Origin of the sequence: Sphingomonas sp. PSPC2-2 (assembly GCF_049897725.1) — a bacterium.
Classification (GTDB): Bacteria; Pseudomonadota; Alphaproteobacteria; order Sphingomonadales; family Sphingomonadaceae; genus Sphingomonas.
Window position 1 is genome coordinate 316404 of the sequence record NZ_JAFCWU010000003.1, and the last position, 25586, is coordinate 341989.

The 25586-nt window shown below is 65.3% G+C and carries 23 protein-coding genes; 13 read left to right on the forward strand and 10 right to left on the reverse strand.

Going from position 1 to position 25586, the window contains the following annotated elements; translation table 11 throughout:
* Positions 1-4: 4 nt before the first annotated feature.
* Genes ACP7BY_RS08070 through ACP7BY_RS08080 form a run of 3 tightly spaced genes read right to left on the reverse strand, consistent with a single transcriptional unit; the run spans position 5 to position 4076 of the window.
* On the reverse strand, positions 5-2311 hold the full coding sequence (locus tag ACP7BY_RS08070) for a xanthine dehydrogenase family protein molybdopterin-binding subunit (RefSeq protein ID WP_137902745.1): 2307 nt from the start codon (positions 2309-2311) through the stop codon (positions 5-7).
* A complete protein-coding gene (locus tag ACP7BY_RS08075) occupies positions 2308-2778 on the reverse strand; it encodes a (2Fe-2S)-binding protein (RefSeq protein WP_033965293.1) in 471 nt (156 codons plus the stop codon). The genes ACP7BY_RS08070 and ACP7BY_RS08075 overlap by 4 nt, the downstream gene beginning before the upstream one ends.
* A complete protein-coding gene (locus tag ACP7BY_RS08080; RefSeq protein WP_033965294.1) occupies positions 2778-4076 on the reverse strand; it encodes a cytochrome c in 1299 nt (432 codons plus the stop codon). The genes ACP7BY_RS08075 and ACP7BY_RS08080 overlap by 1 nt, the downstream gene beginning before the upstream one ends.
* Before the next feature lie 191 nt (positions 4077-4267).
* On the opposite strand from ACP7BY_RS08080, the gene ACP7BY_RS08085 reads away from it, so the two are divergent.
* The 7 genes from ACP7BY_RS08085 to ACP7BY_RS08115 all read left to right on the forward strand — a co-directional run bounded on the left by ACP7BY_RS08085 (position 4268) and on the right by ACP7BY_RS08115 (position 12468).
* A complete protein-coding gene (locus ACP7BY_RS08085) occupies positions 4268-5359 on the forward strand; it encodes a glycoside hydrolase family 43 protein (protein ID WP_137902763.1) in 1092 nt (363 codons plus the stop codon).
* Between the two features lie 8 nt (positions 5360-5367).
* Entirely contained in the window at positions 5368-6822 is a 1455-nt protein-coding gene (xylB, locus tag ACP7BY_RS08090) for a xylulokinase (protein ID WP_137902746.1), read from the forward strand.
* 17 nt (positions 6823-6839) lie between these two features.
* On the forward strand, positions 6840-8150 hold the full coding sequence (gene xylA, locus ACP7BY_RS08095; RefSeq protein ID WP_033965320.1) for a xylose isomerase: 1311 nt from the start codon (positions 6840-6842) through the stop codon (positions 8148-8150).
* A gap of 114 nt (positions 8151-8264) precedes the next feature.
* Positions 8265-9398 (forward strand): fumarylacetoacetate hydrolase family protein, encoded by a 1134-nt coding sequence (locus ACP7BY_RS08100; protein ID WP_137902747.1) that lies wholly within the window; start codon positions 8265-8267, stop codon positions 9396-9398.
* Positions 9395-10147: an SDR family NAD(P)-dependent oxidoreductase gene (locus ACP7BY_RS08105; RefSeq protein WP_137902748.1), complete on the forward strand. Its 753-nt coding sequence runs from the start codon at positions 9395-9397 to the stop codon at positions 10145-10147. The genes ACP7BY_RS08100 and ACP7BY_RS08105 overlap by 4 nt, the downstream gene beginning before the upstream one ends.
* On the forward strand, positions 10147-11019 hold the full coding sequence (locus ACP7BY_RS08110; RefSeq protein ID WP_137902749.1) for an SMP-30/gluconolactonase/LRE family protein: 873 nt from the start codon (positions 10147-10149) through the stop codon (positions 11017-11019). Before ACP7BY_RS08105 ends, ACP7BY_RS08110 begins: the two co-directional genes overlap by 1 nt.
* 27 nt (positions 11020-11046) lie before the next feature.
* Positions 11047-12468, forward strand: a complete 1422-nt coding sequence (locus ACP7BY_RS08115) for a sugar porter family MFS transporter (RefSeq protein ID WP_405053002.1) — start codon at positions 11047-11049, stop codon at positions 12466-12468.
* Between the two features lie 57 nt (positions 12469-12525).
* On the opposite strand, the gene ACP7BY_RS08120 is transcribed toward ACP7BY_RS08115, so the two are convergent.
* The gene (locus ACP7BY_RS08120; protein ID WP_033965296.1) at positions 12526-13578 is read right to left on the reverse strand and encodes a LacI family DNA-binding transcriptional regulator; all 1053 of its coding nucleotides are present in this window, start codon (positions 13576-13578) and stop codon (positions 12526-12528) included.
* Positions 13579-13682: 104 nt separating this feature from the next.
* On the opposite strand from ACP7BY_RS08120, the gene ACP7BY_RS08125 reads away from it, so the two are divergent.
* Together ACP7BY_RS08125 and ACP7BY_RS08130 are read left to right on the forward strand one after the other, a co-directional pair.
* On the forward strand, positions 13683-15134 hold the full coding sequence (locus ACP7BY_RS08125; protein ID WP_033965325.1) for an ATP-binding protein: 1452 nt from the start codon (positions 13683-13685) through the stop codon (positions 15132-15134).
* Between the two features lie 72 nt (positions 15135-15206).
* Positions 15207-15932: a hypothetical protein gene (locus ACP7BY_RS08130; protein WP_231565144.1), complete on the forward strand. Its 726-nt coding sequence runs from the start codon at positions 15207-15209 to the stop codon at positions 15930-15932.
* A 7-nt stretch (positions 15933-15939) separates the two neighbouring features.
* On the opposite strand, the gene ACP7BY_RS08135 is transcribed toward ACP7BY_RS08130, so the two are convergent.
* The 3 genes from ACP7BY_RS08135 to ACP7BY_RS08145 are packed head-to-tail and all read right to left on the reverse strand — an operon-like array spanning position 15940 to position 18362.
* The gene (locus ACP7BY_RS08135; RefSeq protein ID WP_033965298.1) at positions 15940-16368 is read right to left on the reverse strand and encodes an acyl-CoA thioesterase; all 429 of its coding nucleotides are present in this window, start codon (positions 16366-16368) and stop codon (positions 15940-15942) included.
* Complete coding sequence (locus ACP7BY_RS08140; RefSeq protein WP_033965300.1) at positions 16368-17141, reverse strand: sulfite exporter TauE/SafE family protein; 774 nt, start codon at positions 17139-17141, stop codon at positions 16368-16370. The genes ACP7BY_RS08135 and ACP7BY_RS08140 overlap by 1 nt, the downstream gene beginning before the upstream one ends.
* A gap of 12 nt (positions 17142-17153) precedes the next feature.
* Complete coding sequence (locus ACP7BY_RS08145; RefSeq protein WP_033965302.1) at positions 17154-18362, reverse strand: LL-diaminopimelate aminotransferase; 1209 nt, start codon at positions 18360-18362, stop codon at positions 17154-17156.
* Positions 18363-18533: 171 nt separating this feature from the next.
* Between ACP7BY_RS08145 and ACP7BY_RS08150 the strand changes: the two genes are divergently transcribed.
* The 4 genes from ACP7BY_RS08150 (at position 18534) to murA (ending at position 23075) form a co-directional block, all read left to right on the forward strand.
* Positions 18534-20279, forward strand: coding sequence for a PHA/PHB synthase family protein (locus tag ACP7BY_RS08150; RefSeq protein WP_033965303.1), 1746 nt, complete (start codon positions 18534-18536; stop codon positions 20277-20279).
* Between the two features lie 121 nt (positions 20280-20400).
* Entirely contained in the window at positions 20401-21237 is an 837-nt protein-coding gene (locus tag ACP7BY_RS08155; RefSeq protein WP_033965304.1) for a phasin family protein, read from the forward strand.
* Between the two features lie 131 nt (positions 21238-21368).
* On the forward strand, positions 21369-21710 hold the full coding sequence (gene clpS / locus ACP7BY_RS08160) for an ATP-dependent Clp protease adapter ClpS (RefSeq protein ID WP_029622891.1): 342 nt from the start codon (positions 21369-21371) through the stop codon (positions 21708-21710).
* Between the two features lie 81 nt (positions 21711-21791).
* Positions 21792-23075: a UDP-N-acetylglucosamine 1-carboxyvinyltransferase gene (murA, locus tag ACP7BY_RS08165; RefSeq protein ID WP_033965306.1), complete on the forward strand. Its 1284-nt coding sequence runs from the start codon at positions 21792-21794 to the stop codon at positions 23073-23075.
* On the opposite strand, the gene ACP7BY_RS08170 is transcribed toward murA, so the two are convergent.
* From ACP7BY_RS08170 to ACP7BY_RS08180, 3 genes are all read right to left on the reverse strand, one after another.
* The gene (locus ACP7BY_RS08170; RefSeq protein WP_033965308.1) at positions 23072-23590 is read right to left on the reverse strand and encodes a phosphoribosyltransferase; all 519 of its coding nucleotides are present in this window, start codon (positions 23588-23590) and stop codon (positions 23072-23074) included. The genes murA and ACP7BY_RS08170 overlap by 4 nt on opposite strands.
* A complete protein-coding gene (locus ACP7BY_RS08175; protein ID WP_033965312.1) occupies positions 23587-24600 on the reverse strand; it encodes an adenosine deaminase in 1014 nt (337 codons plus the stop codon). The genes ACP7BY_RS08170 and ACP7BY_RS08175 overlap by 4 nt, the downstream gene beginning before the upstream one ends.
* A gap of 64 nt (positions 24601-24664) precedes the next feature.
* Entirely contained in the window at positions 24665-25519 is an 855-nt protein-coding gene (locus ACP7BY_RS08180) for an NAD(P)H-binding protein (RefSeq protein ID WP_033965326.1), read from the reverse strand.
* Positions 25520-25586: the final 67 nt, after the last annotated feature.

The following is a 25586-nucleotide window of genomic DNA, read 5'->3' on the forward strand; positions in this document are numbered from 1 at the left end:
CGGCTCAGGCCGATCGACCAGCCAGCGCGTCGAGCACCGCCGCCGGGGTAATCGGCAAGTGGCGCACGCGCGCACCCACTGCGGCGAAGATCGCATTGCCGATCGCGGGCGCGACCACCGTCGTCGCGGGTTCGCCAAGGCCAACGGGGACGTGCTCGCTTTCGACAAAGGCAATGTCCAGTTCGGGCACATCGGCCATGCGCAGCGGCTGATAGGTGTCGAGATTGGTATCCTTGACCAGTCCGTTGACGAATTCGGTGCCCTCATGAAGCGCCATGCTCAGGCCCCACAAAGCGGCCCCCTGTGTTTGCGCCAGCGCGCCATCGGGATCGACGATCGTCCCAGCATCGGTGACCAAAGTCAGCTTCTCGACGCGCACCACACCGGTCTTGCGATCGACATGAACGCGCGCGACGCAGGCCACCCAGGTCGGCATGTCGCGCTCCTGCCCGAAGCTGGTGGCGATGCCGAGCGCAGTGTCGGGCGGCAATTTCTCGCCCCAGCCCGCGCGGGCGGCGGCGCGGCGCACCACTTCGGCCTGGCGCAGCGCCCCGCCAATGGCGCTGGGGGCCGACCCGGCATTGCGACCGGCCCCGGTCAGCAATTTCAGGCGGAAGGCGACCGGATCGCTTTTTACCTGCAGCGCCGCTTCATCGATAAAGCTTTCCACCGCCCAGTTGGTCCAGCCCGGCCCGACCGAGCGCAGCCAGCCCGAGCGGATGGTGGTGTTGGCGAGATCGTTGGGAATGGCATGGACGGTCTGGTGGCCGACTTCATACCAATGGTCCGCGCCCGAAATGGCGAACGGGTCATAGGCCCCGCCGCTCTTGGTCTTGGCGAGGAGGGCGGGGGCGTTCATCTGCGTCGGCCAGCCCGCAGCAGCGTGATGCTCCATCGCGATCACCGCATTGTTCTTGTCGAAGCTCATGCGCACGCGCTGGACCGAGGGCGAGCGCACCGAATCGAACAGCGCGTCGTCCTGCCGCGTCAGCACCATCTTGACCGGACGCCCCAGCGCCTTGGCCGCCAGCGCGGCGGGGACGGCATAATCGCCATTGAGCCGCCGCCCGAAGCCACCACCCAGCATATAGGTGCGCAGGATGATCTTGGTTTCGGGCACGCCGAGCGCTTTGGCCAGCGTCGGCAGGATCAGGCTTTGCCACTGGTTGCCGGTATGGATTTCGAAGCGGCCGTCCTTCTCGAAGGCGAGCGCGTTGAGCGGTTCCAACTGGAAATGCAGCACGGTGCTGGTGGTGTAGACGCGCTCGAGCGTGCTGATGGCGTTGCCGGGCTTGGGCCCCGTGTTGACGATGTCGAGCGCGACGCCGCTATCCGCCTTGCCCGCCAGGTCGGCGGCATGGGCTTGCAGGTCCTTTTCGGACGTGGTCGCGCCTGGGCCTGCGGTCCACGTCACCTGGAGCAGATCGGCGGCGCGGATCGCGGCGGGGTAATTTTGCGCGATCACCATCACCCAGCCGGGCACGGTGTCCGACGGGTCTTCGATGACGAGGTAGCGCAAATAGCCGCGCACCGTCTTGGCCTTGCTGTCATCGACCGAAACGACCTTGGAGCCGAAGCGCGTTGGCGGCAGCTTGGGCCGGGCATAGACCATGTTCGGCACCTTGGCATCGATGCCATAGAGTGCGGTGCCGTCGGTCTTGGTGGCGATGTCGAGCGCCGCAACCTGCTTGCCGATCAGGCGACGGTCCTTGACCGGCTTGATCGGCAGCGCCTTCAGTTCGTCGGGGGTGAATTGACGGGCGACGCCGCCGCGCTTGGCGATGTCGCCATAGGAAATCGAGCGACCACCCGCATGGACCGCGCCGCCACGCGCGGTGCAATTGGCGGCACTGGTGCCGAGCAGCTTCGCGCCTGCTTCGATCAGGGCGATGCGACCGGCGGCACCCGCCTGGCTGAACACGGGGAAGGTCTGCCACACCGACCAGCTCCCGCCGGTGACCATCAGGCCCCATTTGGGATCGGTATCGACATGGACGATGCGGACCTTGTCCCAGTCGGCCTCCAGTTCATCGGCGAGAATGCGCGCGAGTGCGGTGCCGACATGCTGGCCCATTTCGGCGCGGATGATGTTGACGGTGACGATCCCGGCGGCGTCGATCCCGAACCAGATTGACGGTTCGAATTGCGGGCCGGTCGGGGCGGCGGGGGTGCCGCCGGGCACGGCGGGATCGATCGCGGCCAGCACTTGCGAAAAGCCGAAGGCGATCCCGGCGGCACCACTGGCGACAAGGAAGCCGCGGCGCGACAGCGGGTTGCGGGCGGCTTCGGCGGTCGAGGCGAGGCGGCTCATGCCTTGGGTCCTTCCGCCAGCGTGCCTGCCGCCTGCCGGATCGCGGCGCGGATGCGGACATAGGTCATGCAGCGGCACAGATTGCCCGTCATCACCGCGTCAATGTCTTCATCGGTGGGTGCCGGGAAATCCTTGAGCATGGCGGCGGCCTGCATGATCTGGCCCGACTGGCAGTAACCGCATTGCGGCACCTGAATCTCACGCCACGCTTGTTGCAGCGGATGCTCGCCCTTCGGGTCGAGCCCTTCGATTGTGGTGATATCGGCACCATCGACTGCGGAGACCGGGGTGATGCACGACCGCGTCGCCCGCCCGCCGACGTGCACCGTGCACGCCCCGCACATGCCGATGCCGCAGCCGAATTTGGTGCCGGTCAGGCCGATCTCGTCGCGGATCACCCACAAGAGCGGGGTGTCGTCCTCGATCGTGGTGGAAACGGGGCGACCGTTGATCGTGAAACTGGTCATCACTCCTGGCCCTTGCCCTGCGCGCGGATCGTCGCGACTTTCTGTTCGAGATCGGGCCATGCCGCCTTGGTCGTCCGCGTCGCGCGCAGATAGGCGGCGATGCGCGCGACATCGGCATTGGTGAACCCGGTGCCAAAGGCCGGCATCACCACGCCCGGCGCACCGTCCTTCGCGTCGATGCCGTAGAGGATGACGCGGATCAAATTGGTCGGATCGTCGAGATGCACGGTGCTGTTGAGCGCCAGATCGGGGCGCAACGGGTTGAGGCCCTTGCCGCCATTATAATGGCACGATGCGCAGGCAGCGGTGAACAGCCGTGTCCCCGCATCATACTGCAAACCGGTGCCGACGCGGTCGGTGGCGAGCGCCTTCTGGATGAGCGCGGCATCCTGACCGGCGCGCGCCGCCGAGCCGTTGAAGCTGGTGAAATAGGTGGCGATTGCTGCCACGTCGGAGCCGGGCAGATGCGCGAGACCGCGCGGCACCGCCGCCATCGGACCCGCCGCCGTGCCATGATACAGGCTGACCCCGGTGCCGAGATAGGCAACCAGTTCGGCCTGGTTCCACGCAATCGGTGCGGGGTTGGTCTTGTCGAGCGGCGGCGCGATCCAGTTGTCGATCGCGGCCCCGGCATAGGCCTTGTCCTTACGCTCGGCACCCAGCGCGCCGCGCGGCGTGTGGCACGCGCCGCAATGGCTGATCCCTTCGGCGAGATAAGCCCCGCGATTCCACGCCGCATCCCTGGTGGCGACGGGCACATAGCGCCCGGGCTTGAAGAACAGCAGTTTCCAACCCGCCTGCAGCATCCGAATGTTGAGCGGGAAGGGTAGGCCATTGGCCTTGTCTTCGGCGTGCACCGTCGGCTGCGTCATCAAATAGGCATAGAGCGCCGAGACGTCGGCATCGGTCAGCTTGGTGAAATGATCGTAGGGGAAAGCGGGGAAGAGATGCGCACCGTCACGCCGCACGCCTTCGTGCATCGCGCGGCGGAAGGCGGCTTCGGACCAGCCGCCAATGCCGGTGTCGACATCGGGGGTAATGTTGGTCGAATAGATCGTGCCAAAGGTGGTTGCCATCGCATAACCGCCCGCCAGCGCGGCACCATCCTTGGCAGTGTGGCACGACGCGCAATAGCCGGCGCTGGCCAGCACTGCCCCCTTGGCAACGAGCGCGGGCGCGAAGGATGCCGCCGCCGGGCGCGCGATCGGGGCAATGGCAGGCCGCCAGGCAAAACCCGCAAAGATCGCCAGGCCAACCAGAAGGGCGAGGACGCCACCGAGGAAAATGCGCTTCAACACGCTGTGCCCGCCGCCATCATATTCACCCTGTGCTTCGCGTGCTTCTGACAGGGCAATCGCGCTTTCCGCGTCCGACGTCCAGAAACAAATCGCTTTTATACCCGTGACAGGAGCGCGCGGCGCTTGCGTCGGGTAAATGTTAGCGCTACCTCCATCGTCATAGCGCGGTTACGCGCATCGGGAGAGGAATGATGGCGTATCGCGTGATGGGGGCAGTGGTGATGTGTGGCGTTGCCACGCTGGCGCTTGCCCAAGATCGGATTCCGGATCGGGCCCCGGATGGCCGGAAATATCTGTCGCAGCCGCTGGTGACATCGATCTACACAGCAGACCCGTCGGCGCATGTCTTTGCGGGCAAGATTTACGTCTACCCAAGCCACGACGTGCCGACCGCAATCCCCGACGATGATCTGGGCAACGAATATGCGATGCACGATTACCGTGTGCTGCGGATGGATCGCATTGGCGGCCCCGTCACGGTGGGCCCGGTCGCGCTCGATGTGAAGCAGGTGCCGTGGGCGTCGCAGCAGATGTGGGCACCCGATGCCGCTTATAAGAACGGCACCTATTATCTGTATTTCCCAGCGCGCGACAAAGCCCGTGACAAGAACGGGCTGGGCACGTTCCGCATCGGTGTGGCCACCTCGAAGAACCCGATGGGCCCGTTCAAGGCCGAGCCCAAGCCGATCGCGGGCAGCTTCTCGATGGATCCGGCGGTGTTCACCGACAGCGATGGCAAAAGTTACATGTATTTCGGCGGCATCTGGGGCGGGCAGCTCCAGCGCTGGAAGAATGGCAGCTTCGATCCCAACGGCAGCGATACCGATTTGCATCAGGACGATCAGCCAGCGTTGACCGGCAAGGTCGTCCGCATGAACGCCGATATGAAGAGCTTCGCCGAGAAGCCGCGCGACGCGGTGATCCTCGACGAAAAGGGCAAACCGATCCTGGGGGGCGATCATGACCGGCGCTTCTTCGAAGCATCGTGGGTGTTCAAGCGCGGTGGCCAATATTATTACACCTACTCGACCGGCGACACGCATTTCCTGAACTATGCGACCGGCACCAATCCTTACGGGCCCTTCACCTATCGCGGGCATTTCCTGCTGCCGGTGCAGGGGTGGACGACGCATCACTCGATCATCCAGACCGGCGGCAAATGGTGGCTGTTCTATGCGGACACGCAGCTCAGCAACAAGAACCACCTGCGCAACGTCAAGGTGACCGAGCTTTCCTTCAACGCCGACGGGACGATCAAGCCGATCGATCCGTTCGTTCGATAAGGCCGCCGATGTTTCTGGGAATCGATATCGGCACGTCCGGGGTCAAGGCCGTGGTGCTCGACACGCACGGCGCGGTCGTCGGGCAGGGCGTCGCCGCGCTGAGCGTCCAGCGGCCTTATCCTTTGTGGTCCGAACAGGACCCGGAAGATTGGTGGAAGGCGACCAGCGCGGCGGTGCTGGCGATCGATCCGCAGGTCCGGCGTGCGGTGCGCGGCATCGGGCTCGCCGGGCAAATGCACGGCGCGACCTTGCTTGGTGCCGACGATCGGCCGTTGCGCCCGGCAATCCTGTGGAATGATGGGCGTTCCTTTGCCGAATGCGCCGCACTCGAAGCGACCACGCCCGAGTTTCGCACGCTCGGCGGCAATATCGTGATGCCGGGCTTTACCGCGCCCAAGCTCGAATGGGTGCGCCGACACGAACCCGAGATTTTCGCACAGGTCGCGACGGTGCTGTTGCCCAAGGATTATGTCCGGCTGCGCATGACTGGCGAGAAGGCATCCGACATGTCGGATTCCGCGGGGACCTTGTGGCTCGACGTTGGGGGGCGGCGCTGGAGTGACACGTTGCTCGCGGCGTGCGGGCTGACGCAAGCGCAGATGCCGCGCCTGGTCGAGGGTACCGATGTCGCCGGGGTGCTCCGGGCGGACATCGCCGAGGCCTGGGGCATTGCCCAGGTTCCCGTCGCGGGCGGTGCGGGCGACAATGCCGGTGGGGCTGCGGGCGTGGGCGTCGTGACCGATGGCAAGGCGTTGCTGTCGCTCGGTACGTCGGGCGTCATCTTCGTCGCCAATGATCAGTTCCGGCCCAACCCCGCGCGCGCGGTCCATGCCTTCTGCCATTGCCTGCCCGAGATGTGGCACCAGATGTCCGTGCACCTCAGCGCCGCCTCGTGCATCGATTGGGTCGCGCGCCTGACCGGGGCGAGCGGTGCCGCCGAAGTGTTCCAGCGCGCCGAAGCGGCGGGCGTGGCGAGCGGGCCTGAGATTTTCCTCCCCTATCTCTCGGGCGAGCGCACCCCGCATAACGACGCGCAAGTGCGTGGTGCCTTTGTCGGGCTCGACAACGATACCGATCCCAACCGGCTCGCGCAGGCGGTGCTGGAAGGCGTGGCGTTCGCGCTCGCCGACGGGCTCGACGTCCTGCGCGAGGCCGGGACCGAGGTCGCCGAACTCGCGGTGATCGGCGGGGGCGCGCGCTCGCGCTATTGGGGCGAGACGCTCGCCGCCGCGATGGAGGTGCCGTTGGTGTATCTCCAGGGTGGCGAAGTCGGCCCCGCGCTCGGGGCCGCGCGGCTGGCGCAGATTGCCGTCGATGGCGGCACCCCGGCCGAGGTGTGCGTCGCCCCGCCGGTGTCGCACCGTATCGCGCCCGACGCTGAACTGACGGCGCGGCTCGCGCCCAAGAAAGCGGTGTTCCGCGCCGCTTATGCCAAGATTTCTCCCCTTACTCACTCCAATTGACCCCCAAGGAGCGCCCGATGGCCACCGATTTCTTCGCCGATATTCCCCAGATCACCTTCAAGGGGCCGGACAGCGACGATGACCTTGCATACCGATTCTATGACAAGGACCGGGTCGTGCTGGGCAAGCGGATGGAAGACCATCTGCGCTTCGCCGCCTGTTTCTGGCACACCTTCTGCTGGCCGGGTTCGGACGTGTTTGGCGGGGGCACCTTCAATCGCCCGTGGCATGCCGGCGCGAACGACGCCGCTGCCGCTGCGCAGAAGCGCGAAGTCGCGTTCGACTTCTTCACCAAGCTCGACATCCCCTTTTATGCCTTCCACGATGTCGACGTGATGGCCGATGCGAGCACGGTCGCCGAGCATCGCCGCAATTTCGCCGAGGCGGTCGATCATCTCGAGCGGCTCCAGGCGGCGTCGGGCCGCAAGCTGTTGTGGGGCACCGCCAATTTGTTCAGCCATCCGCGCTTCGCCGCTGGTGGCGCGACCAACCCCAATCCGGAAGTGTTCGCGTTCGGCGCGATGCAGGTGCGCGATGCGCTCGAAGCCACGCACCGTCTGGGCGGCGCGAACTACGTGCTGTGGGGCGGTCGCGAAGGCTATGAGACGCTGCTCAACACCGATCTCAAGCGTGAACTCGACAATCTCGGCCGCTTCCTGTCGCTCGTCGTCGAGCACAAGCACAAGATCGGCTTCACCGGCACGATCCTGATCGAGCCCAAGCCGTTCGAGCCGACCAAGCACCAATATGATTTCGACACCGCGACGGTGTACGGCTTCCTCAAGCGCTATGGCCTTGAGAATGAAGTGAAGGTCAATATCGAGGCGAACCACGCGACGCTCGCCAGCCACACCTTCGAGCATGAAATTGCGACGGCGGCGGCGCTCGGCATCTTCGGGTCGATCGATGCCAATCGCGGCGATCCGCAGAATGGCTGGGATACCGACCAATTCCCCAATTCGGTCGAGGAACTGACGCTCGCCAATCTCGAAATCCTGCGCGCGGGCGGTTTCACCACCGGCGGCTTCAATTTCGATGCCAAGGTGCGGCGCCAGTCGATGGACGCGATCGACCTGTTCTATGGCCATGTTGGCGCAATCGACGTGGTGGCGAAGGGGCTGCTCAATGCCGCCGCGCTGATCGAAGACGGTCGTCTCGACGCGATCAAGGCCGAACGCTATGCCGGCTGGGAGGGCGATCTTGGCCAGCAGATCGGCACGCTCGATCTGGCCGCCATCGCCGATCTGGCGGTCGAACGGGCGATCGACCCCAAGCCGCGCTCGGGTCGACAGGAGCGGATCGAGAACCTGATCAACCGCTTCATTTAACAGCGGATAGAGTAAGGAGTATATGCGTCCCCTGACGACCGCCCCAGCGCTTGACAGCGCGGGGGCGGTCGTCAAGGTAACGCTATCAAGGATGAGGGTCGCGTGGAGGGGTTAATGGCGAGCGGGAACGACGCGAGCGCGTCGGCGCTACCGGCGGATTGGCAGGACGGCGTGTTCGTCGGTCGTATCGCGACCGATGCCGGGCCGAGCCCGATTTTGGTCGTGCGGGGCGAAGCGTTCGACATGTCCGCGCGCGCGCCGACGGTCGCCGATTTGGTCGAATCGGGGGATTTCAGCGCATCGGGCGGGGTGTCGCTTGGCGCGTTCGGAGGAGATTTGTCGCGGCTGTTGGCCCCGGTCGATCTGCAGTGCGTAAAAGCGTGCGGTGTGACCTTCGCACTTTCGGCGATCGAGCGCGTGATCGAGGAGCGCGCACGGGGGGATTCCTCCGCCGCCGCCGATATCCGGGCGCGGCTGGAATCGCGCGTTGGCGGGTCAATCCGCGCGGTTGTGCCCGGAACGACGGAAGCGGCCGAGCTCAAACAGGCGCTGATCGAGGACGGCCTGTGGTCGCAATATCTGGAGGTCGCGATCGGCCCCGATGCCGAAGTGTTCACCAAGGCCCCGGTGTTGTCGAGCGTCGGGCCCGATGCCGAAATCGGCATCCGGTCGGACTCGACCTGGAACAATCCCGAACCGGAAATCGCGCTGCTGGTCGACAGCCGCGGCAAAGCGGTTGGCGCGACGCTTGGCAATGACGTCAATCTGCGCGATTTCGAAGGGCGCTCGGCGCTGCTGCTGGGCAAGGCCAAGGACAATAATGCGTCGTGCGCGCTTGGGCCGCTGGTGCGGCTGTTCGACGACGGCTTCACCATCGACGATGTGCGCCGCGCCGAAGTGCGGCTGCGGATCGAAGGCGCGGACGGCTACGTGCTGGATGGCACCAGCAGCATGAGCCAGATCAGCCGAGATCCGCTCGATCTGGTGCGCCAGACGCTGAGCGAACACCAATATCCCGACGGTTTTGCGCTGTTCCTCGGCACGCTGTTCGCGCCGGTGCAGGATCGCGACGAGCCGGGCCGGGGCTTCACTCACAAGATTGGCGACCGGGTAACCATCGCAAGCGACCGGCTTGGGCGGCTGACCAATCGCGTGGTCACGTCGCGCGACGCGGCACCGTGGAATTTCGGAATTCGCGCGCTGATCGCAAACCTGGCCGGGCGCGGCCTGCTGGAGACGAGCAAGTGACCGGCACGCGTGCGATTTACCCGAGCCTTGTCGGCAAGCGGGTGCTGGTGACCGGCGGCGCGAGCGGCATTGGCGCAGGCCTGGTCCAGGCCTTTGCCGAGCAGCAGGCGACCGTCGCCTTTATCGATGTCGACCAGGCTGCTGGCGCGGACATTGCCGAGCGTTTTGCCCCCGGTCGCTTCCATTTGTGTGATCTACGCGATCCGGCGGCGTTGGGTGCGGCGATCGCGGCGATTGCCGAGGATCTTGGCGGGATTGACATTCTTATCAACAATGCCGCGAGCGACGATCGGCATAGCGTTGACGAGGTGACCCCCGCATATTGGGACGAGCGGATGGCGACCAATTTGCGCCATCTGTTCTTCGCCGCGCAAGCCGTGGTGCCGGGGATGCGCGCGGCGGGCGGCGGGGTCATCATCAATTTCGGGTCGATCAGCTGGCATTTGGGGCTACCCGATCTCGTGCTGTACCAGACTGCCAAGGCCGCGATCGAGGGCATGACGCGCGGTCTGGCGCGCGATCTCGGGCGCGACGGCATCCGCGTCACCACGATCGTGCCCGGCAACGTCCAGACCCCGCGCCAGCAGCGCTGGTATACACCCGAAGGCGAAGCCGAGATCGTCGCGGCGCAATGCCTGTCGGGGCGGATCCAGCCGGTCGACGTTGCGGCGCTTGCCTTGTTCCTGGCCTCGGACGATGCGCATATGTGCACGGGCCACGATTATTTCGTCGACGCGGGCTGGCGCTGATGGCGAGCGCACCTGTCACGATCGCGCCGCTCGGCGCGACGCTCGGCGAAGGGCCGATGTGGGATGTCGCCACGCAGGCATTGTGGTGTGTCGATATCAAGCGGCATCTCGTGTTTCGGTTCGATCCCGCCACTGCGGCGCTGTCATCCTGGACCGCGCCGGGCGAAGTCGGCTGGGTGCTGCCGCGCGCGGGCGGCGGGATGGTCGTCGGGGTGCAATCGGGCCTGTATGGGTTCGATCCGGCTGAGGGCAGCTTTACGCCGCTGATCGATCCCGAGCCGCATATGCCGGGCAATCGCCTGAACGATGCGACGACCGACGCGGCGGGACGGATCTGGTTCGGCAGCATGGACAATGGCGAGCAAGCGGAGAGCGGTCGGCTGTACCGGCACGATCACCGCGGCTGCGCCGATGCCGGTCTCGCGCCGGTTGCGATTACCAACGGCCCGGCGATCTCGCCCGATGGCACCACGCTTTATCACACCGATACGTTGGGGCGGACGGTGTGGCAGGTGCCGATCCGGGACGACGGCACGCTGGGCGATCCCACGCCGTTCGTCGAGATTGCGGCGGGCGAGGGGCATCCCGATGGATCGACCACCGATGCCGATGGCGGCGTGTGGGTCGCGCTGTTTGGCGGCTGGGGTGTGCGGCATTATGATCCGGCGGGCACGCTGATTGAGACGGTACGCTTCCCTGTCGCCAACATCACCAAGATCGCTTTTGGCGGCGCGGGTCTGCGCACGGCTTATGCCACCACTGCGCGCAAGGGGTTGAGCGCCGCCGAACTGGCGGCGCAGCCCGAGGCGGGCAATCTGTTCGCCTTCGACCCCGGGGTCGAAGGCATGGCGACACATGCGGCAAAAATATAACAATCGATAGGGAGCGGAAGACGGATCATGGCAACGCTGGCGCAACCCGACATGCAACGGGTCAATATAGGTTTTATCGCTTCGATCGTCGTGGTGGCGACGATCGGCGGTTTCATGTTCGGCTATGATTCGGGCGTTATCAACGGCACCCAAAAGGGGCTGGAGGCCGCGTTCGAGCTGGGCAAGCTCGGCATCGGCATCAATGTGGGCGCGATCCTGGTCGGCTCCTCGATCGGTGCGTTCGGCGCGGGGCGCTTGTCGGATGCCTATGGCCGCCGCACGGTGATGATGGGGGCGGCCGTGCTGTTCCTGATCAGCGCGCTGCTCGCGGGCGGTGCCAGCAGCTCGATCCTGTTCATCGTCGCGCGCATCATCGGCGGCCTTGGCGTCGGTGCCGCCAGCGTGATTTCGCCGGTGTACATCTCCGAAGTCACCCCGGCGTCGATCCGCGGGCGCTTGTCGAGTGTGCAGCAAGTGATGATCATCACCGGTCTGACCGGCGCGTTCGTCGCAAACTTCGCGCTGGCCCGCTATGCTGGCGGCTCGACCGCGCAATTCTGGCTCGGCTTTCCGGCATGGCGCTGGATGTTCTGGCTGCAGGCGCTGCCGGCGGCGATCTATTTCCTGGCGCTTCTCACGATCCCGGAAAGCCCGCGCTATCTCGTCGTAAAGGGCCATACCGAGCGCGCGCGCGCGGTGCTGACCAAATTGTTCGGGTCCGACGAGGCCGATCGCAAGGTCGCCGAGATCGCCGCGAGCCTGGCCGCCGACCATCACAAGCCGCGCCTGTCCGACCTGATCGACAAGACCACCGGCAAGATCCGCCCGATTCTGTGGGCGGGCATCGGGCTCGCGGTGTTCCAGCAGCTCGTCGGCATCAATGTCGTCTTCTATTATGGCGCAACCTTGTGGGAAGCGGTCGGCTTCTCCGAGGATTATGCCTTGCAGACCAACATCCTGTCGGGCGTGCTGTCGATTGGCGCGTGTGTCTTCACGATCGCGTTCGTTGACAAGATCGGGCGCAAGCCGCTGCTGCTGATCGGCTCGGCCGGCATGGCGGTAACGCTGGCGACGGTGGCCTATGCCTTCTCGACCGCCGTGACCGCGCCTGATGGCGGAGTGTCGCTGCCCGGTAATAACGGCGTGATCGCGCTGGTCGCGGCCAATCTGTACGTCGTCTTCTTCAACTTCAGCTGGGGCCCGATCATGTGGGTCATGCTGGGCGAAATGTTCCCGAACCAGATCCGCGGGTCGGGGCTGGCGGTGTCGGGCTTTGCACAGTGGATCGCCAATGCGGCGATCTCGGTCAGCTTCCCGGCGCTGGCGGTGTCGCCCGGCTTGGCGGTCACCTATACGGGCTATGCCGTGTTCGCAGGCATCTCGTTCTTCTTCGTCCAGGCGATGGTCAAGGAAACGCGCGGCCGCGAACTGGAAGCGATGGAGGGATAAGAGCCCTCGGATAGCAGGAAAGGCGAGGGCGCTGATTTCGGTCAGCGCCCTTCTTTTTTATTTTGGCGGCGCATCCGATTGGCGCCGGATCAACGCATAGTCCGCCAGCACGTGCGGATGATCGACGCTGCTGTCATTGGCATTGCGCATGCGGATTTCGCGCACCAGCAGCTCGATCGCGGTGCGCGACATTTCGGTCACCGGCTGGCGGATGGTGGTGAGTTCGGGCCAGATCGTCGTCGCCAGCACGGTGTCGTCGAACCCGCACACGGTCAGGTCGCCCGGTACGTCGAGCCCTTTGCGGTGGGCGATTGCCACGGCGGCCGCGGCCATATCGTCGTTCGAGGCAAAGATGGCGGTTGGCGGCTCGTGCAGGCCAAGCAGCCGTTCCGCCGCCTCCAGCCCGGAACGATAGGTAAACAGCCCGGCACCGACACGTTCGGGCAAAAACGCCAGCCCCATATCGGCAAGGGCCGCGCGATACCCGGCCAGCCGCTCGCCACTGGCGGTTTGTTTCGGGTCGCCGGTAATGAAGCCGATCCGCGTGTGCCCCAGTGCCCCCAGATGCCGCGTCATGTCATAGGCGGCGCGACGGTCATCAATGCTGACGGACAAGGCCCAATCGGGCGCGCGTCCGGTTGCCACCGCGACCACCGGGATGCCGTGGCCTTCGAGGGCGGCCAGCACCACGGGCGAATCGCTCAGCGGCGGAGGCAGGGCGATGCCGTCGATCCGCCCCTGTAACAGGCGTTCGATCGTCGCCGCCTCATGGCCATCCTCTTCGCATTTCTCGATCACGAGCTGGACGTTGCTGCGGCTGGCCTGATCGAGCCCGCCGACCAGGAAGTCGCTGAAATAGGTCAGCGAGGGATTGGTATGCAGCAGGCAAATGCGGATCTCCTCGCCGCCCGCCAGCGCCCGCGCTGCGGCGTTCGGCGCATAGCCCAGCGCCGCGATCGCGGATTCGACGCTGGCGCGGGTCGCGGGGCGAACACTGCCCTTGCCATTCACCACCCGCGACACCGTCATCGGCGAGACCCCGGCATGGGCCGCGACATCGGTGATGGTGGGAACATTATGTTGACGACGCGAGCTGCGAATTTCCTTCATGCACGTCCTTTCTATGCCACTTCTATGGCGGAGTGGTGCGCTACGGCAAGCCGGTGTCGCGATGGTGCTTGCCCATGCCCCCCCGCATCGGCCATGTGGCCGCGATGACGTTTCAAGTCGACATGGGCCTCGACGCGGGCGGCGCGCCCGTCCCGATCGATCTCGAAGAATTGCTGGCGACGCGGCTGCTCGTGCAAGGCAATTCGGGCTCGGGAAAATCGCATCTGCTGCGCCGCTTGCTCGAACGCAGTGCAGGGCAGGTGCAGCAGATCATCATCGATCCCGAGGGCGATTTCGTTACGCTCGGCGAACGCTATGGCCATGTCGCCATTGCGGCTGCGGAGTATTCGGTGGCGGAGATCGCCCGCTTTGCCGCGCGCATCCGCGAACATCGCACGTCGGTGGTGCTCGATCTCGAAGGTCTCGAGATGGAAGGGCAGATGCGCTGTGCCGCCGCCTTTCTGTCGGCCTTGTTCGATGCGCCGCGCGACCATTGGTTTCCGGCGCTGGTGGTGGTCGACGAAGCGCAGGTGTTCGCGCCCTCAATGGGGGCGGAAGTGACCGAGGAAGTCCGCCGCGCCTCGCTTGGCGCGATGACCAATTTGATGTGTCGTGGCCGCAAGCGCGGGCTCGCCGGGATCATCGCGACGCAGCGCCTCGCCAAACTCGCCAAGAACGTCGCCGCCGAAGCCTCCAACTTCCTGATGGGGCGCACCTTCCTCGACATCGACATGGCGCGCGCGGCCGATTTGCTGGGGATGGAGCGGCGGCAGGCCGAGCAGATCCGGGATCTTGCGCGCGGTACCTTCCTCGCGCTGGGGCCGGCGGTATCGCGCCGACCCGTGGCGATTCGCATCGGCACGGTCGAAACCGGCTCGCGGGGTGGTGGTCCTGCGCTGATCCCGCTGCCCGATGCGCAGGCGGGCGATATGCGGCAATTCCTGTTTGCGGAAATGGAGGAGCCGGTGCGGCCCGCCCCGCCGCCGCCACGCGCGGTCCCGGCCGAATCTGTGTTCGCGCAGATCGAAACCGTCGTCGCGCCCGATCCCGTTCAGATGCTGCCGCAACGCGACCCCGAGGAGCTTGCCCAGATCGTCACCGACGTGCTGCGCGCGATCGTCGCGGACGCGGATTCGACCGCGCGCCCGGCGGCAGTGTTGTACCAGGATTTTCAGGTACGCTGCCGTATGGTCGGGGTGCATCCTGCGCCGCTTGATCCGTCCGGCTTTTCGCGGCGGCTGGCGGCCGGGCGCGCGGGAATTTTCGAGGGGCTCGACGGTGATTGGGGCGAGGCGCTGGCGCTGGCGCGCGATCTGCCGGACGAAATGCTCGGCTGCTTCCTGTTGGTGGCGAAGGCCGCGCGCGAGGGGCTCCCATGTCCGAGCGATGAGGCGGTGGCGCAAACCTATGGCACCAGTTCGCTCGGCCGGGCGCGGCGCGTGATCGGCTATATCGAGGGCCGCAATCTGCTGGTGACGCGGACCGATCTGTCGGGCAAGCGATCGATGACGATCCCCGCTTTGGGATGGACCACCGCGCCCGCCGACGCCGGATGACAAAGCGTTCAGGTTACGCCGAACTGGTTGCAGTGCGGCACGGCGCACTCTAGGCGCGGCACGATGTCTGCCATGTCCTATCGATCCGAGTCAGGCAAAGGTCGATTCCGCGGCATCGCGCTTGCACTGGTCGTCGAGGCGCTGGTCGCGTTGCTGCTCCTGCAGCTGGGCACGGGCATCTTCCATAAGACCGAGAAGCAGAAGCCGCTCGTCACGTTTGACGTGAAGCCGATCGGGCCGGTGGTTTCCAAACAGGCGCAAAAGACCCAGGTCGCGCACAAGCAGAAGCAGACGACCACTGCCTCGGCCGCACCGCCGCCACCGGTCGCGCCGCCACCTGTGAAAAGTCCGGTGCCCTCAAAGCTGATCCAGTTGAGCTCCGAGGAATTCGCCGCCTCGGACATTGGCAAGATCCCGGCGCATCAGGGTGAGGGCGACGATTCGGGCAGCGGCAAGGACAGCGTGGCCGCCTATGGCCCGGGCCAGGGGCCGGGGGGTGCTGCGCTCTACAATGCCGAATGGTATCGCGAGCCGCGCGATGCCGAGTTGAAGCCTTATCTCCAGGATTACGCCAAATCGGGGTCGGGCTGGGCGCTGATCGCGTGCAAGACCGCGCCGGATTATCGCGTCGAGAATTGTCGGTCGCTTGATGAATCGCCGCCGGGCGGCGGGCTGGCGCGCGCGCTGCGGCTGGCGGCATGGCAGTTCCGGGTTCGCCCGCCGCGGATCGGCGGCAAGCCGATGATCGGCGCGTGGGTGCGGATCCGCTTCGATTTGACGGTCGGCTTTCAAAAGTAGCGCAGGCTTACGCCGTCGGCAGCGTGTCCAGATAGGCGCGGATGTCATCACTGATCGGAAGCGGCTTGCCGGTGGGCAAGTGGACGTTGACGATCACCATGTCGATCACGGTGTGCAACGCGCCCGTCTCCGCATGACATAGCTCGAAGCGCTGCGTCAGGCTCGACCCGCCGACCCGCGCGATGCGGACGAACGCCTCGATCGTATCGCCCCACACGAAGGGCTTCAGATAGTCGATCTCGGTGCGGCGGACATGGAATTCGGTGTGCGTCCACGCGTCGCCGAGCGCGGCACCGATACCGGTCCATTCCCAGAATTCGCTCACCGCAACATCGGCATATTCGAGATAGCGCGAGTTGAAGACCACCTTCTGCCCGTCAATTTCGGCGTAGCGGACCTTGAAACGAGTCGAAAAAGCGAAACCGGGACGCGTCATCAAAACAAGAGCCTTAAACCGACGATGGCAAGCACCGCTGCGAGAATCGGGCGCAAGACGCGGTCGGATATGCGGGATGCGACCAAACTGCCAACGATGATTCCAGGAATAGACCCGAGCAGCAGCGAAAACAGCAACGTCCCATCGACCGACCCGAGCAGCCAGTGGCCAAAGCCCCCGAGCAGCGTCAGCGGCACCGCATGGGCAATATCGGACCCGACCAGCCGGTTGATCGGCAAGGTCGGATAGAGGATCAGCAATGCGGTCATGCCAAGTGCCCCCGCGCCGACCGAGGTAACCGACACCAGCACCCCCAGCACCGCACCGAGCAGCACCGTCAGCCATTTAAGCCGCGCAGTCCCGATCGTGCCGAACAGGCGCGTCAGCGAGCCCACGATGCGCGCCCGGAAGATCGTCGCCACCGCCGACAGCACCAGCGTGACGCCCAGCGCCGCCGAGATCGCATGGCCGGTATCCTGCTTTTCCGATGCGTAATGCAGCACGATGATCGTCAGAATCGTCGCGGGCACGCTGCCGGCGGCGAGTCGCGCCACCACGTGCCAGTCGACCGTCCCGCGCCAGCCATGCACCGTCGTCCCCACGCTCTTGGTGGCGGACGCATAGAGCAGGTCGGTGCCGACGGCGGTCGCCGGATGAAAACCGAAGGCGAGCACCAGCAGCGGCGTCATCAACGATCCCCCGCCGACCCCGGTCAGCCCGACGAGCAGCCCGACGAGTACGCCGGCCAGCGAATACAGCGGGGTGATGATCATCCGGGGCGGCGGTCAGCCGGCCTTTGCGCTGGGAATATTAACCCCCATCGACACCAGATATTTCTTCACGTTGCGCGCCGCCTGGCGGAGCCTTTGTTCGTTTTCGACCATCGCGATGCGCACAAAGCCTTCCCCGTTTTCACCGTATCCCACCCCTGGCGCAACCGCGACCTTGGCGTGAGTCAGTAATTGTTTGGAGAACTCAAGGCTGCCTAGGTGCGCGAGCGCGGGCGGTAGCGGGGCCCAGGCGAACATCGATGCGGGCGGGGCGGGAATGTCCCACCCGGCGCGGCCGAAACTCTCGACCAGCACGTCGCGGCGCTTGTGGTAGAGTTGGCGATTGGTCTCGACGATGTCCTGCGGGCCGTTGAGCGCCGCGCACGCCGCCGCCTGGATCGGCGTGAACGCGCCATAATCGAGATAGGATTTCACCCGGCTCATCGCCGCGATCAACGTCTTGTTGCCGACCGCGAAGCCGATCCGCCAGCCCGCCATCGAATAGGTTTTGCTGAGCGAGGTGAACTCGATTGCGATGTCCTTCGCGCCCGGCACCTGCAGGATCGATGGCGTCGGCTTGCCGTCGAAATAGAGCTCCGAATAAGCGAGGTCGGAGATGATCCAGACCTTATTCTCCTTCGCCCAGGCGACAAGCCGCTCGTAAAAAGCCAGGTCGACCGCTTCGGCGGTGGGGTTGGAGGGATAGTTGACCACCAGGATCGAGGGGCGCGGGACGGTGAAGGCCATCGCGCGTTCCAGCGACTCGAAATAGGCGTCGTCGGGCGTCGTCGGCACTGCGCGGATCGTCGCGCCGGCGATGATGAAGCCGAAGGTGTGGATCGGGTAAGACGGGTTGGGCGCGAGCACGACGTCGCCCGGCGCGGTGATCGCGGTGGCGAGGCTGGCGAGCCCTTCCTTTGACCCCATCGTCACCACGACTTCGGTCTCTGGGTCGACATCGACGCCGAAGCGGCGGCCGTAATAATTGGCCTGCGCGCGGCGCAGCCCCGGAATGCCCTTGGACTGCGAATAGCCATGCGCGTCGGGCTTGCGCACCACTTCGATCAATTTCTCGATGACATGCGGTGGCGGCGGAAGATCGGGGTTGCCCATGCCGAGATCGATGATGTCCTCGCCGGTCGCCCGCGCTTCCGCTCGCATCGCGTTCACTTCGGCGATGACATAGGGCGGCAGGCGCTTGATGCGATAGAATTCGTCGGACATTGCAGGGATTCCGGCTGGAGGGAGTCCTTCCTTACGCCATTATGTGTCGCGCCGTCACCCCGCCGCACACCAATATAACGAAGCGCGCGGGTTTCGCCGCACGCGTGGTGATCCGCGCTTTCGCGCAAGGGCGAGATCGGGGTATGCTCGCCCGCACCAGAAGAGGATGTCATGGCCGAATCCACGAATGCTAGCGCTGCCGCCATGCCCAGCCTCGCCGAGCTGCAGCATTGGACCTGGGTCCTCGGTCGCGCGCAGCAGATGTTGCTGGAACAGGGCCTGTCGACACTCGGCGCGGCGGAATCGGCGTTGCCGCCGATCCCGGGGCTGACCGATCCCGCCACGATGGGCCGCGTGCGCGATTTTTGGGCTGACAGCGTCTCTCTGTGGCAGCGGATGCTCGCCCCCGGCGAGGCCGTGCCCGCTGCGGAAGAATCGGTCGAGCGCACCCGTGACAAGCGCTTCAAGGATCCGCGCTGGCGTGCCGATCCGCTGTTCGACTGGATCCGCCAGAGCTATTTCCTCTTTTCCGACCAGCTTCTCGCCCAGGTCGACGCGCTCCAGGGCGTTGATGACAAGCAGCGCGAACAGATGCGCTTTGCTACGCGCGGTTTTCTGGATGCGATCAGCCCGTCCAACTTCCCCGCGACCAACCCGGAAGTGCTTGAAAAGACGATCGAGACCGGTGGCGAAAATCTGCTCAAGGGCCTGCAGAACATGTTGGCCGATCTCGCCAAGGGGCAGGTGACGCACACCGACCAGACCGCGTTCGAACTCGGCCGCAACCTGGCGACCACGCCGGGCAAGGTGATCCATCGCACCGATCTGTACGAACTGATCCAATATGCGCCGACCACCCCCAACGTGCTGGCGGTGCCGCTGGTGATCTTCCCACCATGGATCAACCGTTTCTACATTCTCGACCTGACCGCGGAGAAAAGCTTCATTCGCTGGGCGGTCGAACAGGGCATCACCGTCTTCATGGTTTCCTGGCGATCGGCCGATGCCAGCATGAAGGACGTGGTTTGGGACGATTATATCGCCGCCCAAATCGATGCGATCGACACGGTGCGGCGCGTGCTGAAGGTGCCTGCGGTCCACACCATCGGCTATTGCGTGGCGGGCACGACGCTCGCCGCGACGCTCGCGGTGCTGGCGGCGCGAGGGGAAGGCGACACGGTCAAGAGCGCGACCTTTTTTACGGCCCAGGTCGATTTCGAGAAAGCCGGGGAATTGCTGTATTTCGTCGCCGACGATCAGCTTGAGTTGCTCAAGACGCTCACCCCGGATGGCTTTCTCGATGGGCGCTACATGGCGGCGGTGTTCAACCAGTTGCGCGGGCGCGACCTGATCTGGAACTATGTCACCAACAATTATCTGCTGGGCAAGGATTATGCCCCGTTCGACCTGCTCCACTGGAATGGCGACACCACCAACCTGCCCGCGCAGTGGCACATGCGCTATCTGACCGACCTGTATCGCGACAATCTGCTGAGCAAGGCCGGGGCGCTCAGCGCGCTGGGCACGCCGATCGATCTCGGGCTGGTGAAGACGCCGAGCTACATCCAGGCCGGGCGCGAGGACCATATCGCACCGGCCGAAAGCGTGTGGGCGCTGATGCGGCTGTTCTCTGGCGAGCGCCGGTTCGTGCTGGCGGGATCCGGGCATATTGCCGGCGTGGTCAATCCGCCGAGCGCGAACAAATATCAATATTGGCTCAATCCCGAGCCGGTCGAGACGCTCGAGGCGTTTGTCGTCGGGGCACAGGAGACCAAGGGGAGCTGGTGGCCCGACTGGGTCGCTTGGCTGCGCGATCAGGATGCGGCGATGGTCCCCGCCAAGGGCGCGCGCCAACCGGGCAAGGGTTCGCTCAAGGCACTCGAGGACGCGCCCGGACGTTACGTAAAGCAGCGTTAAAGATCGAAGGGGAGGGCCGAAACTACGGAGTTTCACTTATGTTGCAGTGCAACATTTCGCTTGCATTTGGCACCAGTGCTGCTATATTGCAGTGCAGCATTGGTGTAGGAGAGATCCGATCATGGCAAGCAAGGGTCCAAAGTCAGACGCGGCACCGAAAGCCCCAAAACCGGCCGCGAAGGTGGCCGGACCATCGGCCGTGGCCGAGGCTGGCGTCGCTCCCGCAAAACCCGCTGCTCCCAAGACACGGACCGCCGCCGCTGCGGTGAAAACCCCACCGGTTCCTGCAGTGCTTCCGGCCCCGGTCCCGGAAGTGCCCGAACCGGTCGTCGTGGCCCCTGCCGTCGACGAGGTCGCACCGGCACCGATTGCAGCAGCACCCCAAGTGCCCGCTCCAGCGGTGTCCGCGCCCGAGCCTGTTCGTATCCCTGACCCGGTTCTTACCGTCGAAGCCCCCAAACCCGTCGCCGCCGCCGCGCCGACCGTTACGCAGAAGGAAATCTTCACCATGGAAAACACCATCAAAGCCGCTACCGACAAGGTCCAGGAACAGGCCAAGGCCCTGTTCGCCGATGTCAACGATCGCACCAAGACCGCCGTTGAAAAGGGCACCAAGCTGGTCGAGGAATTCAACGAATTCTCGAAGGGCAATGTCGAGGCGATCGTCGAATCGTCGAAGATCGCCGCCAAGGGCATCGAAACGTTTGGCCAGGACGCTGCCGAATATAGCCGCAAGCATTTCGAAGGCGCGACCGCCGCGCTGAAGAGCCTGTCGAGCGTCAAGACCCCGTCGGACTTCTTCAAGCTGCAGAGCGATTATGTCCGCAGCGCGTTCGACTCGATCGTCGCCGAAACCTCGAAGAACACCGAGTCGCTGGTGAAGCTCGCCGGTGAGGTCGCGCAGCCGATCTCGAACCGCGTCGCGCTTGCCGCCGAGAAGATCAAGATCAGCGCATAAGCCGATCTTCGTCCGCATCGGACAGGAGAGGGCGGTCCCGGCTGGGGCCGCCCTTTTTGTTTGCCCCCTTGCCCTCACCCCCGGCAATGCCATATTTTAGGCAACAGATGATCGACCGTAGCGCAATCTCGATGGCGGAACGCCGTGATGACGGAACCGGGGACGGGCCGGACGACGGCACTGGCCTGGGCGTCGCAACGCGCACCCGCGCCAAGACCAAGCAGCCGACGCCTTATCGCGTGCTGCTGCTCAATGACGATTACACCCCGATGGAGTTCGTCGTGCTCGTGCTGCAGCGCTTCTTCCGCATGGATATGGAGGCGGCGACCCGGGTGATGCTCCATGTCCACCAGAAGGGCGTCGGGGTGTGCGGCATCTTCAGCTACGAAGTCGCCGAGACCAAGGTCAGCCAGGTCATCGATTTCGCGCGGCAGAACCAGCATCCGCTGCAATGCATGTTGGAAAAGGCCTGATTTAGCCGGACGTTTCTGCGCGCCTCGTCGCAATTCGCCTATCGTGCTTGCGCGGGCGGTGCGAGGCGATAAACGAGATCCATGGATCGTATTCTCATTCGCGGCGGCAATCGCCTGTCGGGCCGTCTTCCCATTTCCGGTGCAAAGAACGCCGCGCTCACGCTGATGCCGTGCGCCTTGCTGACCGAGGAGCCGGTGACGCTGCGCAATCTGCCGCGACTCGCCGATGTCGACAGCTTCGGGCATTTGCTCAACCAGCTTGGCTGCTCGACTCGAATCGAGGGCGCGCGGCCCGAGGATTTCGGTCGCGTGATGACGATCCGCGCCGGTAAGCTCACCGCGACCGAAGCCCCGTATGACATCGTGCGGAAAATGCGCGCTTCGATCCTGGTGCTCGGCCCGCTGATCGGGCGCGCGGGCGAAGCGACGGTGTCGCTGCCCGGCGGCTGCGCGATCGGCAATCGCCCGATCGATCTGCATCTGAAGGCGCTGGAGGCGATCGGCGCTCAGCTTGAGATGGCGGCAGGCTATGTGAAGGCTGTAGCGCCGGGCGGGCGTCTGTCGGGTGGCAAATACACCTTCCCGATCGTGTCGGTCGGGGCGACCGAAAATGTCGTGATGGCGGCGGTGCTGGCCAAGGGCGGCAGCCGGATCGAGAATGCCGCGCGCGAGCCCGAAATCGTCGATCTGTGCAATCTGCTCGTCGCAATGGGGGCCAAGATCTCCGGCATCGGCACCGAGACGCTGGAAATCGAAGGCGTCGACCGGCTCCACGGCGCGACCTATCGCGTGATGCCCGACCGGATCGAGGCGGGCAGCTATGCCTGTGCCGCCGCCATCACGGGCGGATCGGTCGAATTGGTCGGCGTGAAGATGGACGATATGCGTGCCACCACCGCCGCCTTGATCGCGGCCGGGGTGACGCTGGAGGAGCGCGGCGACAATCTGCTGGTTTCCGCGACCAACGGCATCAAGCCGCTGACGCTATCGACCGCGCCGTTTCCCGGCTTCGCGACCGATATGCAGGCGCAGTTCATGGCGATGCTGTGCCTGGCCGACGGTGCTAGCGTACTGACCGAGACGATCTTCGAGAACCGTTACATGCACGTGCCCGAACTGGCGCGGATGGGCGCGGACATCCTCGTGCAGGGCCGCACCGCCGTGGTGCGCGGCGTGCCCAAATTGGTCGGCGCGCCGGTGATGGCGACCGATCTGCGCGCCTCGATGAGCCTGATCATCGCCGGGCTCGTTGCCGAGGGCGAGACGCAGGTCAGCCGCGTCTATCACCTCGATCGCGGTTATGAGCGGCTCGAGGAAAAGCTGAGCGCGGTCGGGGCCGATATCGAGCGCGTCGGCGACGGTTAAGCCGTCCGATCCGGCACGGCGGCGGCATCGGCCTGGATCGCGAGCTCGGGCGCAACCGCTTCCCACGGGAAGATGAACCAGTCCTTGGTCACCGCGCGGTCGATTTCGCGCGCGTGGTAATCGACGCGCTCGCCCGAGCGGATATTGTCGAGCAGCGTCGCGAAGCGCACGCTGCCCGGCACCGCGCCCGCCGCCGCCAGCATCGCCCGCAAGCGCGCGATCGTGCGGCCGGTGTCGTTGATGTCGTCGAGAAACAGGAAACGTTCGCCGCCCCGCGTGCGTGCCGCCAGCCGCGCGATCGGGTCGAGCGCAAAATCCTCGACTTGCGCCGAGAAATCGACGGATAGCATCGGCAGGCCACTCGCGTGGCTGAGAAACACCGCCGGGACCAGCCCGCCGCGCCCGATACCGATCAGGAAGGTCGGCGACCATGCCGCATCTTCGCTCAACCGCGCCGCCAACAGGCGGATATCGGCGACGAAGCGGTCCTGCGGGATCGGGGTGTAGATCGTCATGCCGCCGCCTCCACATAGGCATCCAGCCGCGCCAGATGCTCCGCCACGGCGGCATCGGGCAGGAACGAGCCCAGGAAACTGTTGCGCGCCAGCGTGACGAGATCGGCGCGGCCCAGCCCGCGCGCCGCCGCCACAGCGCGGTAATTGTCGGCGACATAGCCACCGAAATAGGCCGGGTCGTCCGAATTGACCGTCGCGCGCAGCCCCGCGCGCAGCATCCGGTCGATCGGGTGTGCGGCCATATCGTCCACCACGCACAGCTTGAGGTTGGAGAGCGGACACACCGTCAGCGTCATGCCCATGCGCGCGAGCCGCGTGACGAGCAGCGGGTCCTCCAGACTGCGATTGCCATGGTCGAGCCGGTCGACGCCGATCACGTCCAGCGCCTGCAGCACATAGTCGGGCGGCCCCTCCTCCCCGGCATGCGCGACCAGCTTCAAGCCCTTCGCCCGGGCCGCGGCGAAGACGCGCGCGAACTTCTCCGGCGGGTGGCCGAGTTCGGACGAGTCGAGCCCGACCGCCGCAATCCGGTCGAACCAGGGCTCGGCGGCCTCCAACGTGGCAAAGGCATCGGCTTCGTCGAGGTGGCGCAGAAAACTCATGATCAGCAGCACCGTCATGCCGTGCTTCGCCTCCGCGTCGGCAATGGCGGAGAGCAGCCCGGTGATGACCGTGTCGAAGGCAATACCGCGCGCGGTGTGCGTCTGCGGATCGAACATGATTTCGGCGTGGACCACCCCGTCCGCCGCGGCGCGGTCGAAATAGGCAGCGGCGAGATCGTGGAAATCCTGCGCTGTCCGCAGCACGTCCGCCCCGGCATAATAAATGTCCAGAAAATCCTGTAGCCGCGAGAAGTTATAGGCGGCGCGGACATCCTCGACGCTGGCGAAAGGAATGCTGACCTGGTTGCGCTGCGCGAGCGCGAACATCAGTTCGGGCTCAAGGCTGCCCTCGATATGGAGGTGGAGTTCGGCCTTGGGCAGGCCTGCGATGAAGTCGGGCTCGGTCATGGCGACACCATTGCGGCGTTGCTGGCCGTGGGCAAGCGCCGAACCACCGCCCACGGCCCCCGCTTCACCCTTTAAGCGCACTTTCCAGCGTCGCGCGCCACGGCGTGGTCGGTCGGCCGATCAAGGCGCTCAACGCATGGCGATCGTCGAACAGCGCGCCGTTGGCCGCCTTGGTGTCGCTTTCGGCCAGCATCGCCGCAATCGGTGCGGGCAGGCCGACCCCCTCCAGCGCAACGCGATAGTCGGCTTCGGGAAGGTCCTGATAGACCACGGCCTTGCCCGAAAGATCGCTCAGCGCCCCCGCCAGATCGGCCAGCGTAAAGGCATCGTCGCCCGCCAGTTCATAGGTCGCGGGCTTGGCTTCCAGTGCGGTCAGCACGGCCACGGCCGCCGCCGCGTAATCGGCGCGCGCCGCCCCCGAAATGCGGCCCGCGCCGGCGCTCCCCAACACCGCCCCATGCGCGACCGCCATCGGGGCGCTTTGCGCATAGTTTTCAGTGTACCAGCCATTGCGGAGCAGCGCGTGCGGCACGCCGCTGTCGGCCAGGGCCAGTTCGGTCGCACGATGTTCGATCGCGAGGTTGAGCGGGTTGGTGTCGGCATGGAGGAGGCTGGTATAGGCGATGAAGCCGACCCCGGCGGCCTTGGCGGCGGCGATCACGGCCTGATGCTGCGCCACGCGCTGGCCGATCTCGCTCGACGAGATCAGCAGCAGGCGATCGACCCCGGCGAGCGCGCCGACAAGGGTTTCGGCGTGATTATAGTCAAACGCTCGGACAACCACCCCCTGTGCGGCCAAATCGGCCAGCTTGGCAGGGTCACGCACCAGCGCGACGATCGTCTCGGGGGCAACTTTCTCGAGCAGGCCAGCGATAACAAGGCGGCCGAGTTGGCCCGACGCTCCGGTAACAGCAATCATGATAGCACTCCCAAAACCATTGAGACGCACCATCTAGGCGTGTAGCTTATGAAAAATAAGTACGCAC